This is a genomic window from Nocardiopsis sp. NPDC006938 (assembly GCF_042869555.1).
In the GTDB taxonomy this organism is placed as follows: Bacteria; Actinomycetota; Actinomycetes; order Streptosporangiales; family Streptosporangiaceae; genus Nocardiopsis.
In genome coordinates this window covers 35587-48966 of sequence record NZ_JBIAGA010000002.1, presented here as the reverse complement: position 1 = coordinate 48966, position 13380 = coordinate 35587, and the positions used below count along the sequence as shown (strand labels likewise).

Sequence of the window (13380 nt, the reverse complement as noted above, 5' to 3'; positions counted from 1 at the left end):
CGTTCCGCCGCCGGTGCAGCCCCTCCCCGAGCCCCGGCCGGGCGGGCGGCGACCGGATCGGGGTGCGGGCGAAGGACGTGCCATGGCCGGGGAGTACAGCCTCAAGCACCACCTCGACGGCGCGAGCGCGCGGGTCCTCGGCGCGTCGGTCCGGCGGGTGTACCCCGGCTTCGACGTCGACGACTACGCGGCGGAGGTCGAGAGCCTGGTCCCGCCGTTGGAGCTCAAGGACCGTGTGCTGGTCATGGCCCGGGGACTGCGCGACCGTCTGCCCGACGACTATCCGAAGGCCGTCGGGGTACTGGTGGCCTCCCTCGACGAGGAGGTCCTCGGCGAGGGGGCGGGCATGTTCAACGAGGGCTTCCACCTGATGCCGGTGGCCCGCTTCGTCGAGGAGTACGGGCTGGAGCACCCCGATGCCTCGCTCCCGGCGCTGGTGGAGATCACCAAGCGTCACACGAGCGAGTTCGCCGTGCGCCCGTACGTGCTCCGGCACTACGACGCCACCATGGAGCTCATGCGCCGCTGCGCGCTCGACCCGGACCCGAACGTGCGCCGGTTCGCCAGCGAGGGGATCAGGCCCCGGCTGCCCTGGGCGCGCAGGCTGACCGGGTTCGTCGAGGACCCGTCCCCGGTGCTGGCGGTGTTGGAGGCCCTGAGGTCGGACCCGTCGAAGTTCGTGCGCACCTCGGTCGCCAACAACCTGAACGACGTGTCGCGGGAACACCCCGGGCTGGTCCTTGACGTGGTGGAGCGGTGGACCCGCGAGAGCCCGACCCCGGAGACCGCGTGGACCGTGCGGCACGCCCTGCGCACCCTGGTGAAGCGGGGGGACCAACGGGCGCTGGCCCTGTTGGGGGCGACCGGTGGCGCGCGGGTGACGGCGACGGGGCTGGTGCTCTCTCCCACGGCGCTGGAGCTGGGCGGTGTGCTGGAGGTACGGGTGGACCTGGAGAACGGGGACGGCCGACCGCACACGGTGATCGTGGACTACGTGGTGCACCACGTGCGCGCCAACGGGGAGCGCGGCCCCAAGGTGTTCAAGTGGACGACCCTGGAACTGGGCGCCGGTGAGAGGCGGACCCTGGAGAAGAGGCACCCGGTGCGCCCCGTCACGACCCGGACCTACCACGCGGGGACGCACCTGGTGGAGATCCAGGTCAACGGCCTCGTCAAGGCGAGGGCCGAGTTCGACCTGCGGCTCTGAGGGGCGGCGGGGCTCCCCGGGGGCGGGTCAGAAGCCCCGGGCGGTCCACTCCTCCAGGCGGGTGGCGACCTCAGCGACGGTGGTGGACTCCCCGTGGCCCGGGTGGACGACCGTGTCACCCGGCAGGGTCACGAGGTGGTCCCGGATCGAACCGATGATCGTGGGGAAGTCCGAGGACGGCTGGCCGGTCGCCCCGGGCCCGTCGGGGAACAGCGTGTCGCCGCCGAAGACCACGCCGAGTTCGGGGGAGTACAGGCAGACGCCGCCCGGGGTGTGGCCCGGGGTGTGCAGGACGTGCAGTTCCACGTCGCCGGCGCGCAGGACCTCGCCGTGCAGCAGAGGGGCGTCGGGCTCACGGTAGGGGTGCACCTGGTGCCACAGTTCGGAGTCGTCCGGGTGGAGCAGGATCGGGCAGTCCGTGAGGTCGGCCAGGGCCACCGCGGCGTTGACGTGGTCCGCGTGCCCGTGGGTGCACACGATCGCCATGAGCTCGCGGTCGCCCAGCCCCCGGGCGATGCGCTCGTGGTCGTGCGCGGCGTCGATCACGACCGCGCTGTCGTCGTTGCCGACGATCCACACGTTGTTCTCGACGTCGGACTCCGCGCCCTCGACGCTGAAGACTCCGGAGGTACGCAGTCGCTGGACCTGCTGGACGGGGGACGGACTCACTGGCTCACCACCTGACGTTGGAGCTTCGAGCCTATCCTTCTCCGTCGGTCGGCACACGTTGTTGGTCGAAGTCGCGACGCAGCGCGTAGGGCTGGATGAGTCCGAGCCCGTGGGCGTGTCGCGCACGGACCTGCACCACCTGGAGCCCCTCCTCGTCGGCCAGGCTCTCCGCCAGGGCCTCGTCGATGAGGACGGTGCCGGGGCGGGCGAAGGACGTGAGTCTGCTGGACCGGTTCACGGTGGTGCCGAAGACGTCCCCGTGCAGGGTGAGGACCGGCCCGTAGGCCACGCCGACACGGACGTCGGGCACCTCCACGTGGGTCTTCACCCCGGAGGCCAGGCGCAGGGCGATGTCCGCCGCCTGGAGCGGGGAGTCGGCGACGTAGAGCACCTCGTCGCCGAGGGTCTTGACGACGCGTCCGCCGCCGGAGGCCACGATGTCGGCTGCGGTGGCCTCGAAGCCCTCCACGACCCCGGCGAGTTCCATCTCGTCGAGTTCGCGGCTCAACGTGGTGAAGGAGACCAGGTCGGCGAAGCCCACGATCAGCGGGTAGTAGTTCGGGACGATGTCGTTGTTGTTGGACATCACCGCCAGGGTGCGGGCCGTGGAGGCCGCGAGCTGGCGCCGCCAGATGTGCAGGAGGAGGCGCTCCACGTCGGGGAGCAGTTCCTTGACCTGGTTCATCAGGGGGCTGGGCGACTCCTCGTTCTGGAAGACGAGGGTGCTCAGGATGCTGGTCTGCCAGTCGGCCAGCCGGGCCATGGTCTGCCCCATGGCGCGGGCGAAGCGGACCACGCCCTCCTCGTCGAGCAGCCCCTCCTCCAGGAGGGAGTGGGTGATGCGCAACGCCTCGACGTCGCTCTCGGCGAAGATGGCCGAGTCGTCGTCCAGGGTGGGGAAGCCCAGGGCGCGCCAGACGCGCCCGGCCAGTTCGGGGTCGGCACCGGCGAGCTCGACCGCCTGCTCCCTGGTGTAGACCGCCTCTCCGCCGAGCAGGACGGACTCGATCGCTTTCGGATCAGGACGCGACGGCATACGTTCTCTTTCACGGTGTGGGGTGCGTCTCCAGCTTACGCGTCACCCGGTCGGCCTCTGGGCCGCGTTGACCTGGCGGTAGATCTCCGCCTGGAACCACTGGGGCCGGGGCACGCGCTGGAGGACCATGCCCTCCTGCTCGGACGCCGACTGGATGGACAACGTTCCGTACCGCATGATCCGTTCCCACAGGGAGATACTGAAGGAGACGTCGTTGACCCTGGTGAGCGGCATGTCCCGGCCCTGCTTGGAGATGATGCCGTCCCGCATCATGAGGCGCCGGTTGGTGAGGATGTAGACGGTGGTCGCCCACTTGAGCATGGGGACGAACCAGAAGGCGAGGGCCGCGACGACACCGACCGCGACGACCACGCCGGCGGCGATCAGGCTCCAGTCCTCGTTCCAGGGGATGAAGAACAGGGCCGTGCCGACGACTCCGACGATGAGGAGGAGCGCGACGAACTCCCCGGCGAGGAGGGTCCAGTGCTGCCGAGCGACGTAGACGAGTTCTTCGTCATCGGAGAGATAACGGTCCGCGATAGCCATGAAAGTGATAATGGCACACGATCACACGCCAGGCCGGACGTGCACGACATCCCCGGCGCTCAGGGCCCGGTCGGCGACGAGGAGCCTTCCCTGGGAGTCGACCCCGGTGGCGGTGCCGTCGAGGAACGTCCCCCCGGGCAGGTGCACACGGACCGCGCGGCCCAGGGTGACGCACACTCCCCGGTACTCGTCGGCGAGGCCGCTGGCCTCGGCGTCGCCCCGGTGGCGCGTCCACGCGGTGTAGCGCCGCCCGAACTCCTCCAGGACGGCCAGGAGCAGGGTCTCCCGGGGCACCTCGCTGGAGTGGGCCCGCAGCGAGGTGGCGGTCTCGACGGGGAGTTCGTCGGCGCTCTGGGAGACGTTCAGCCCCATGCCCACCACGACGCCCGGGTGCTCGGGGTCGGAGAAGTCGGCCTCCGCGAGGATTCCGGCGAGCTTGCCCTCCCCCACGAGGAGGTCGTTGGGCCACTTGAGCCGGGCCTCCAGGCCGGTGGTGGCCCGGACGGCGGCCACGGCGGCCACGCCCATGAGGGGCGGCACCCAGCCGAGCTGCCCGCCCGGCACGTCGGGCCGGGTGAGCACCGAGAAGGTCAGGGCGACGCGGGGCGGCGTGGTGAAGCCGCGCCCCAGCCTCCCCTTCCCCGCGGTCTGGTGCTCGGTGACCAGCACGCTTCCCTCGGGAGCCCCCTCTCTGGAGCGGGCGACCAGCTCGGTGTTGGTGGAACCGGCCTCGGGGAGCACCTCGACCCGCTGCCAGAGGCCCCCGGGCCGCAGGTCCGGGCCCAGGGGCGGGATGTCGTCGTCTCGGGTCATCGCACCATTACATCAGCCGGTGTTCTGGAGCCCCGCGGCCACACCGTTCACGGACAGCAGGAGCAGCCGTTCCAGGTGCTCGCCGTCCTCCTCCGACAGGGAGTCGGCCTCCTCGCCGCGCAGCGCCTCCAGGGCGCGGAGCTGGAGGTGGCTGAGCGCGTCCACGTAGGGGTTGCGCAGGTCCACGGCACGCGACAGGACCGCGCGGTTCTCCAGGAGGCGTTCGTGGCCGGTCACCCGCAGGACGAGTTCGCGGGTGAGGTCGTACTCCCGCAGGACGGTCTCGCTGAGCTCGGGCCGGCCGCCCAGAGCGAGGTAGCGCTCGGCGATGGTCCGGTCGGTCTTGGCCAGGCTCATCTCGGCGTTGTCCAGCAGTGAACCGAACATGGGCCACTCACGGTAGGCCAACTGGAGCACGGGCAGGTCGGCGACGGCGGCCAGGCCGGTGCCGAGGCCGTACCAGCCGGGCAGGTTCACCCGGGTCTGGGTCCACGCGAACACCCACGGGATCGCCCTGAGGTCGCCCAGGCCCTTGGCGGCGCCCCGCCGGGAGGGGCGGGAGCCCAGACGGAGTTCGCCGAGCTCCTCCAGCGGGCTGACCCGCGAGAACCAGACCGCGAAGTCGTCGGTGTTGATGAGGGCGAGGTAGGCCTCCTGGGCGGCGGCCGCGACGGCGTCGGCGTGGTGCCGGTAGCGCTCGGCGGCCTCGCGCTCGTGCTCCTGGACGGCGTCGGTGGAGGCCATGAGGACGGCGTGGCCGACCTGTTCGATGTGGCGGCGGCCGATCGCGGCCTGGCCGTAGCGGGCGAAGATGACCTCCCCCTGCTCGGTGACCTTGAACCGGCCGTCGACGGAGCCGGGCGCCTGCGCGAGCAGGGCGCGGCTGGCCGGGCCGCCTCCCCGGCCGAGGGAGCCGCCCCGACCGTGGAACAGGGTGAGGCGGATGTCGTGCTCCCGGGCCCACGCGGACAACCGCGCCTGGGCGTCGTACAAGCGCAGGGTGGCGCTGACCGGCCCCACGTCCTTGGCGGAGTCGCTGTAGCCGAGCATCACCTCCAGGCGGCGGTCGTTGTCGGCCAGTCGGCGGCGCACGGGCGGGAGGTCGAGCATCCCGGCGAGCACGCGGGGCGAGGCCTCCAGGTCGGCACCGGTCTCGAAGAGCGGGATGACGTCCAGGACCGGTACGCGCTTGGGCGGCAGGGCGTGCGTGGCGAGCTTGTGGACGGCCTCGACGTCCTCGGCGGAGCGGGTGAAGCTCACGATGTAGCGGCGGCAGGCCTCCACCCCGAACCGCTCCTGAATCCAGGAGATGGTCCGGATGGTGTCGAGGACCTCCTCGGTGCGCTCGGAGAGGGGACCGCCGGACTCGATCTCCTTGAGGGCGGCCGCGTGGACCTCGCTGTGCTGGCGGATCTCCAGCTCTGCCAGGTGGAAGCCGAACGTCTCGGCCTGCCAGACCAGGTGCTGGAGTTCGCCGTAGGCCTGGCGCGCCGCACCGGCGGCGGCGAGGGAGTCCTGGACCAGGCGCAGGTCGGCGAGGAACTCCCCGGGGTCCGCGTAGGCGAGGTCGGCGTCGCGTTCGCGGGTGGCGCGCAGCCGCGCGGTGGCCAGCAGGAGGAGCTGGCGGTGGGGCTCGTTGGGCGAGCGCTGGCTGATCTCGCCCATGAGCGCGGGCTGCCCGGCCCGGGCCTCGGCGAGCGTGTCCAGGAGCACGGGGCCGGCGGGGGTGAGGTTGGAGTAGACGGTGAGGGAGCGGGCGATCCGGCCGCAGGCGGTCTCCAGGCCGCGCAGGACGTGCTCGGACTGGATGCTCATGGCCTCGCGGGTCACCTCGTGGGTGACGAAGGGGTTGCCGTCCCGGTCTCCGCCGATCCAGCTGCCGTACCGCACGAAGGGTGTGGCGCGGGGCGGCCGGGTGCCGGTGCCCTCGGGGTCGATGGCGGTGTCCAGGGTGCGGTACACCTGCGGGACGATCGCGAAGATCGTCTCGTCGAAGGCGGCCAGGGCCGTGCGCACCTCGTCCAACGGGTCGAGCTTGGTGTAGCGCAGCTGGGAGGTGCGCCACAGGAGGTCGATCTCCTCCAGGAGTCGGCGGTGCGCCTCGGCGGCGGCGCCGCTGCCCTCGTGGGCGGCGTGCCAGGCCTCCAGCTGGGAGCTGACGCGCAGGATGGAGGTGGAGACGGCGCGGCGCCGGGCCTCGGTGGGGTGGGCGGTGAGGACCGGGTGGAACTCCATGCCCTCGACCAGCTCGGTGAGGCGCTCCTCGCCGCCCTCGCTCTCGCGGATGGCGCGCACGGCGGCGGCCAGGGACTCGCGGGGCGGGTTGGCGGCGTCGTCGCGGGCGCGCAGGGCGCGCATGCGCTGGTGTTCCTCGGCGAGGTTGGCGAGGTGGAAGTAGACGGTGAAGGCACGGGCGACCTGCTTGGCGCGCTCCAGCGGCCAGGCGGCGACGATCCGGGTGATCTCGTCGGTGGTGACGGTGCCGTCGCGGGCCCCGATCACGGCGTGTCGGAGTTTCTCGACATCGGCGAGCAGGTCCGCGCCGCCGCTTTCGGCGAGGACCGTTCCGAGCATCTCGCCGAGCAGCTTGACGTCATTCCTGAGCTGTTCGGGGACTTCCTGGCGGGCACTGTCGCGTTCTGCGCTAACCGCTGTCATAGGGCCGACCCTACAGAGATCAGCCCCGGCGACCCGTGCTCGGGGGTCGGCTTTTCGGGGTTTTGCCCAGGCGTTAATCAGTGTTCCGATAACTGCGCAATTCACAATTACTCACGCTTTTCCGGGCGGCTTTTACGCCCCGCGGACACCGGGCTCCGCTCCTCGACACCGGAGCCCCCGGGGACCACTCTTACTGACGAGTAACCCGGGCCGAGTGACGGCGAACCAGACCCCCGGAGCTAACCTGGGCTGTTATGGCCACCGAAGCCCCTGAACCGCTGTCCGCGGCTGAGATCGACATCCACACGACCGCGGGCAAGCTTGCCGACCTGCGACGGCGCAGGTACGAAGCCGTGCACGCCGGGTCCGAGCGCGCTGTCGAGAAGCAGCACGCCAAAGGCAAGATGACCGCACGCGAGCGGATCGACGCCCTCGTCGACCCCGGCTCCTTCGTCGAGTTCGACGCGCTGGCCCGGCACCGCTCCACCAACTTCGGCCTCGACGCCAACCGCCCCTACGGGGACGGTGTGGTCACCGGCCACGGCACCGTCGACGGCCGCCCCGTCGCGATCTTCAGCCAGGACGTCACCGTCTTCGGCGGATCGCTGGGCGAGGTCTACGGCGAGAAGATCTGCAAGGTCCTGGACCACGCCCTCACCAACGGCTGCCCGGTCGTCGGCATCAACGAGGGCGGCGGGGCCCGCATCCAGGAGGGCGTGGTGGCGCTCGGCCTGTACGCCGAGATCTTCAAGCGCAACACCCACGCCTCCGGGGTCGTCCCGCAGATCTCCCTGATCATGGGCGCCACCGCGGGCGGGCACGTCTACTCCCCCGCCCTCACGGACTTCGTGGTCATGGTCGACGAGACCTCCCAGATGTTCATCACCGGTCCCGACGTCATCAAGACCGTCACCGGCGAGGACGTCTCCATGGAGGAGCTCGGCGGCGCCACCGCGCACTCCACCAAGTCGGGGGTGGCCCACTACCGGGGCGCCGACGAGCACGACGCCATCGACTACGTCCGGTCGCTGCTGTCGCACCTGCCGGACAACAACCTCGAAGAGGCGCCCCGCCTGGCTCCCGAGGACGACCCCGGAGACGAGCTCACCGAGACCGACCTCGCCCTGGACGCCTTCGTCCCGGACTCCGCCAACCAGCCCTACGACATGCGGCGGGTCATCGAGTCCGTCCTGGACGACGGCGACTTCCTGGAGGTCCACTCCCAGTTCGCCACCAACATCGTGGTGGGCTTCGGACGGGTCGACGGCCAGTCCGTGGGTATCGTCGCCAACCAGCCCATGAGCTTCGCGGGCTGCCTGGACATCGACGCCTCAGAGAAGGCGGCGCGCTTCGTGCGCACCTGCGACGCGTTCAACGTCCCCGTCCTCACCTTCGTCGACGTCCCCGGCTTCCTGCCCGGCACCGACCAGGAGTGGGACGGCATCATCCGCCGGGGCGCGAAACTGCTGTACGCCTACGCCGAGGCCACCGTGCCGCTGATCACCGTCATCACCCGCAAGGCCTTCGGCGGCGCCTACGACGTGATGGGCTCCAAGCACCTGGGCGCCGACGTCAACCTCGCCTGGCCCACCGCGCAGATCGCCGTCATGGGCGCGCAGGGGGCGGTCAACATCCTGCACCGCCGCACCCTGGCAGCCGCCGACGACGTCGAGTCCGAGCGGGCCCGGCTGGTCGGCGAGTACGAGGACACCCTGCTCAACCCGTACTCGGCGGCCGAACGCGGCTACGTGGACGGGGTCATCCTGCCCTCCGAGACCCGCGTCCAGGTCACCAAGGCGCTGCGGGCCCTGCGCAACAAGCGCAAACAGCTGCCGCCCAAGAAGCACGGGAACATCCCGCTGTGAGCGCCCGCGAGAAGCCGATCCCGTCCCACCTGGTCGTCGTGCGCGGCGAGCCCACCGACGAGGAACTCGCCGCCCTCACCGCCGTGCTCGCCGCCCGCGCGGCGGCGGCCCGCGCCTCCGCCGGGGCGACCGTGCCCGAGCGGCCCGTCTCCGGCTGGCGGGACCGCGCGCGCGGCGTGCGCGCCCCGCTGCGCCCCGGCCCCGGCGCGTGGCGCCTCAGCACCAGGTGACCGCCGTCGTGCCCATCCCCGAGCGGTCGGCGTGTGACCCGCTCCGTGCTCCATCTGGAGGATTTCCACCGTGCGTAAAGTTCTGATCGCCAACCGAGGCGAGATCGCCGTGCGGATCGCCCGCGCCTGCCGCGACTCCGGCATCGCCAGCGTGGCCGTCTACGCCGAACCCGACCTGGACGCCCTGCACGTCAAGGTCGCCGACGAGGCGCACAGCCTGGGCGGTTCCACCCCCGCCGACTCCTACCTGGACATCGGCAAGCTCCTGGCCGTCGCCGCCGCCACCGGCGCGGACGCCGTCCACCCCGGCTACGGGTTCCTGGCGGAGAACGCCGACTTCGCCCAGGCCGTGATCGATGCCGGGCTGACCTGGATCGGCCCGCCGCCGTCCGCGATCACCGCGCTCGGCGACAAGGTGCAGGCCCGCCACATCGCACAGAAGGTCGGCGCCCCGCTCGTCGCGGGCACCCCCGATCCGGTGGAGTCCGCCGACGAGGTCGTGGCCTTCGCCGAGGAGCACGGGCTGCCGATCGCCATCAAGGCCGCCTTCGGCGGCGGCGGGCGCGGTCTGAAGGTGGCGTACACCCTGGACGAGGTCGCCGACGCCTACGAGTCGGCGGTGCGCGAGGCGGTGACCGCGTTCGGTCGCGGCGAGTGCTTCGTGGAGCGCTACCTCGACAAGCCGCGCCACGTGGAGACCCAGTGCCTGGCCGACACCCACGGCAACGTCGTGGTCGTGTCCACGCGTGACTGCTCCCTCCAGCGCCGCCACCAGAAGCTGGTGGAGGAGGCGCCCGCCCCGTTCCTGTCCCCGGACCAGACGGACCGCCTGTACTCCGCCTCCAAGGCCATCCTGCGGGAGGCCGGGTACGTGGGCGCGGGCACCTGTGAGTTCCTCGTGGGCGTGGACGGCACCATCTCCTTCCTCGAGGTCAACACCCGGCTCCAGGTCGAGCACCCGGTCACCGAGGAGGTCACCGGCATCGACCTCGTCCGCGAGATGTTCCGCGTCGCCGACGGCGAGGAGCTCGGTTACGACGACCCCCAGGTGCGCGGGCACTCCTTCGAGTTCCGGATCAACGCCGAGGACCCGGGCCAAGGCTTCATGCCCGCGCCCGGCACCATCACCGCCCTGGACCTGCCCGGCGGGCCCGGTGTGCGCGTCGACACCGGCTGCGAGGCCGGGTTCACCGTGCCGCAGGCCTTCGACTCCATGGTCGCGAAGCTGATCGTCACCGGCCGCACCCGCACCGAGGCGCTCCAGCGCTCCCGGCGGGCGCTCGCCGAGTTCACGGTCGGCGGGATGCCCACGGTCATCCCCTTCCACCAGGCCGTCGTCACCGACCCTGCCTTCGCCCCCGCCGACCCCGACCAGCCGTTCGGCGTGTACACGCGGTGGATCGAGACCGAGTTCGAGAACAGCATCGAACCGTGGTCGGGTGAGCCCGGCACCGCCGACGCGCCCGAGCGGGAGACCGTGACCGTGGAGGTCGGCGGCAGGCGTCTCGACGTCGTCCTGCCCGCCTCACTGGGAACGGTCGCCGCCGCAGGGAACGACGGCGGGAGGCGCAGGCGCGCCTCCCGTGGCGCCGGCACGACCGCCGTTCCCGACGGCGACTCGCTGGTCTCACCGATGCAGGGCACCGTGGTCAAGATCGTGGCCCAAGAGGGCCAGCGCGTCGCCGAGGGAGAGACCGTGGTGGTCATCGAGGCCATGAAGATGGAGCAGCCGCTGACCGCCCACCGAGCCGGGGTCGTGACCGGCCTCAAGGTCACCCCCGGCGAGACCGTCGGCAACGGCGCCGTGGTCTGCGACATCAAGGACGCCTGAACCTGCCGCGCCTCTGTGCCAAGGCACAGAGGCGCGGCAGGATACAGCCAAAGGCGAGGTTCCCCCCTCAACCCCAGGGGTTTTGAACCTCAGTCACGTGCGGTAGTAAGCCGCACGGCGCAACGCACCCCGGACACAGCGGGGTACAAACCTGCGGGTACGCACATTCCCAGGGAGAGCGGGTTGGCCGTAGAGCGGCAGGCGGCGCCCGGACGGCGGGGGTTTTTACCAGTCCGGGGGACACGCATCTCTCGAACACATCAGTCGTCCTGGGGGGGTGGCCCGGTGCCGTGCTTGGCCCTTTCCTGCCAGTCGTGTCACACGAGAGCACATCCGCCAAGTGCGGTCCGGGCAGAGCACCATGCGCACACCCCGCCCTGAATGGAGTCCTCAGCACACAAGGGGTACGCAGTAAGCGGCACAGGACCTACCGGCCCAAAGGGATAAGCGGGTTGGCCGTAGAGGGTCCCACAAACACCAACCACAGACCCCACACGACATCCCCCCTCAGCCCTCCACCCCCACCCACACCCCCACGCCCCACCCCCCAACACCCCCACCCCCTCCCTCTCCCCCTCCCTCTCCCTCTCCCTCTCCCCCACCGGCGTGATCCTCGTCGCGTCCCCTGCCGGGAAGATCCAGCCCCGCAAGGGCTTGCGGCCGCTCACCACCACCGTGTGGGGAAGTTCGTCCGCTTGTGTATGGAAAAGGTAAGAGATCCGGGTTAGTGTTCTCGACTGTGACGAACATCTGGGGACTGACGCGAAGGTGGCACATCGACCTGTGCCGCTTCAGCAGCCACGCGTGTAGCTAGGTCCACGCGCGCCCGTGCCATCCGCCGGGCAGCCCGCGCCTTCCGCCGGGCAGCGCGCCGCTCACCCTTCCCAGGTCACCCTTCCGGTGATCTTCCGCGGTCACCATTCCGGTGATCTCCAGGTCACCCCTTCCGGTGATGCCCCACCCATCCCCTGTGCCGAGCCCCGCGGCCCGCCTCGCCGACCCGTGACGTCGAACGCGCGTGCCCGGCCACCCACCCATGGAGTCATCCTTCCGTGTCTGAGCAGACCACAGTTCCCAGACGTAAGCTGCGTTTTCCCTTCGCCCTCCAGGTGTTCGCCGGTGTCGTCCTCGGCATCGTGCTCGGTGTCGTCGCGGTGCAGATCGGCCCCGTCGGCGACGGCGAGCCGAACTGGCTGGCCGTCACCCTCCAGACCGTCGGCTCGACGTTCGTGGCCCTGCTGCGCACGATCGTCCCGCCGCTGATCGTCCTCGCCGTCATCTCCTCCATCGCCAACCTGCGCAACGTGTCCAACGCCGCGCGGCTGGCGTGGAAGACCCTGCTCTGGTTCGCGATCACCGCGCTGGTCTCGGTGGCCATCGCGATCGTGATCGGCCTGACGTTGCGCCCGGGCCTGAACAGCGCCGTGGACGCCTCCACCGCCGCCGAGCCGTCCACGAACGGTTCCTGGCTGGCCTTCATCGAGAGCATCGTCCCGGCCAACTTCCTGGGCCTGGCCGCGAGCACCTCCGCGGCGGACGACGGTTCGCTGAGCACGTCGCTGTCGTTCAACGTGCTCCAGCTGATCGTGATCGCGGTGGTCCTGGGCATCGCCGCCGTGAAGGTCGGCAAGGCCGCCGAGCCCTTCATCGCGTTCACCTCCTCCACCCTGGAGGTCGTGCTCAAGGCCCTGTGGTGGATCATCCGCCTCGCCCCGATCGGCACCGTGGGTCTGCTGGGCAACGCCGTGTACAGCTACGGCTGGACCACCATCGGCGCTCTCGGCCAGTTCACGGTCGCGATCTACCTGGGCCTGGCCCTGGTGCTGTTCGTCGTGTACCCGCTGGTCGCCCGTGCCAACGGCCTCTCTCCGGTCAAGTACTTCACCGGTGTGTGGCCGGCCGTGCAGCTCGGTTTCGTGTCGCGCTCCTCGCTGGGCACCCTGCCGGTCACGCAGCGGGTCGCGGAGCAGAACTTCGGCGTTCCGCGCCACTACTCGGCCTTCGCGGTGCCGTTCGGCGCCACCACGAAGATGGACGGCTGCGCCGCGATCTACCCGGCGATCTCGGCGATCTTCGTCGCCCAGTTCTTCGGTCTCGACCTGGGCGTCACCGACTACCTGCTGATCGTGTTCGTCTCGGTGATCGGTTCGGCCGCCACGGCGGGCACCACCGGCGCGACCGTCATGCTGACCCTCACGCTGTCCACCCTGGGCCTGCCCCTGGAGGGCGTGGGCCTGCTGCTGGCCGTCGACCCGATCCTGGACATGGGCCGCACCGCCACGAACGTGGCCGGACAGGCGCTCATCCCCGCGATCGTCGCCAAGCGCGAGGGCATCCTCGACGTGGCCCGCTACCACGCCCCGCGCGGTACCACCGGGTTCGTCCCGGAGGACCTGCCGGGCACCGTGACCGGTGACGCGATCGCCGCCGAGCGCGCGGAGGCCGAGCGCGCCGCCGCCTCGGAGGACGCGATCCCGGAGAAGCCGGACGCCGACCTCGCGGAGTCGGCTGCCCGGCCCTAACGC

Annotated in this window: 10 protein-coding genes; 5 read left to right on the top strand and 5 right to left on the bottom strand. The window is 71.0% G+C overall.

All coding sequences use genetic code 11. The annotated features are described in order from the left end of the window. Window positions 1-82: 82 nt before the first annotated feature. Window positions 83-1207 (top strand): DNA alkylation repair protein, encoded by a 1125-nt coding sequence (locus ACFYL4_RS03120; RefSeq protein WP_357757861.1) that lies wholly within the window; start codon window positions 83-85, stop codon window positions 1205-1207. A 27-nt stretch (window positions 1208-1234) separates the two neighbouring features. Here the strand turns inward: ACFYL4_RS03120 and ACFYL4_RS03115 are convergent, their stop codons facing one another. Genes ACFYL4_RS03115 through ACFYL4_RS03095 form a run of 5 tightly spaced genes read right to left on the bottom strand, consistent with a single transcriptional unit; the run spans window position 1235 to window position 6929 of the window. After that, window positions 1235-1876, bottom strand: coding sequence for an MBL fold metallo-hydrolase (locus ACFYL4_RS03115; RefSeq protein ID WP_357757864.1), 642 nt, complete (start codon window positions 1874-1876; stop codon window positions 1235-1237). Window positions 1877-1907: 31 nt separating this feature from the next. Continuing rightward, complete coding sequence (locus tag ACFYL4_RS03110) at window positions 1908-2912, bottom strand: adenylate/guanylate cyclase domain-containing protein (protein ID WP_387516048.1); 1005 nt, start codon at window positions 2910-2912, stop codon at window positions 1908-1910. A gap of 42 nt (window positions 2913-2954) precedes the next feature. Then, window positions 2955-3458: a PH domain-containing protein gene (locus tag ACFYL4_RS03105; RefSeq protein ID WP_387516046.1), complete on the bottom strand. Its 504-nt coding sequence runs from the start codon at window positions 3456-3458 to the stop codon at window positions 2955-2957. A gap of 21 nt (window positions 3459-3479) precedes the next feature. After that, window positions 3480-4271, bottom strand: coding sequence for a biotin--[acetyl-CoA-carboxylase] ligase (locus tag ACFYL4_RS03100; RefSeq protein WP_357757873.1), 792 nt, complete (start codon window positions 4269-4271; stop codon window positions 3480-3482). A gap of 12 nt (window positions 4272-4283) precedes the next feature. Continuing rightward, entirely contained in the window at window positions 4284-6929 is a 2646-nt protein-coding gene (locus tag ACFYL4_RS03095) for a phosphoenolpyruvate carboxylase (protein WP_387516043.1), read from the bottom strand. A 254-nt stretch (window positions 6930-7183) separates the two neighbouring features. Between ACFYL4_RS03095 and ACFYL4_RS03090 the strand changes: the two genes are divergently transcribed. The 4 genes from ACFYL4_RS03090 to ACFYL4_RS03075 all read left to right on the top strand — a co-directional run bounded on the left by ACFYL4_RS03090 (window position 7184) and on the right by ACFYL4_RS03075 (window position 13377). Continuing rightward, window positions 7184-8794, top strand: a complete 1611-nt coding sequence (locus ACFYL4_RS03090) for an acyl-CoA carboxylase subunit beta (protein WP_387516041.1) — start codon at window positions 7184-7186, stop codon at window positions 8792-8794. Continuing rightward, window positions 8791-9024 (top strand): acyl-CoA carboxylase subunit epsilon, encoded by a 234-nt coding sequence (locus ACFYL4_RS03085; RefSeq protein ID WP_387516039.1) that lies wholly within the window; start codon window positions 8791-8793, stop codon window positions 9022-9024. The genes ACFYL4_RS03090 and ACFYL4_RS03085 overlap by 4 nt, the downstream gene beginning before the upstream one ends. A gap of 70 nt (window positions 9025-9094) precedes the next feature. After that, window positions 9095-10855, top strand: a complete 1761-nt coding sequence (locus ACFYL4_RS03080; protein ID WP_387516037.1) for an acetyl/propionyl/methylcrotonyl-CoA carboxylase subunit alpha — start codon at window positions 9095-9097, stop codon at window positions 10853-10855. 1052 nt (window positions 10856-11907) lie between these two features. After that, window positions 11908-13377 (top strand): dicarboxylate/amino acid:cation symporter, encoded by a 1470-nt coding sequence (locus ACFYL4_RS03075; RefSeq protein ID WP_387516035.1) that lies wholly within the window; start codon window positions 11908-11910, stop codon window positions 13375-13377. The last annotated feature ends 3 nt before the right edge of the window (window positions 13378-13380 follow it).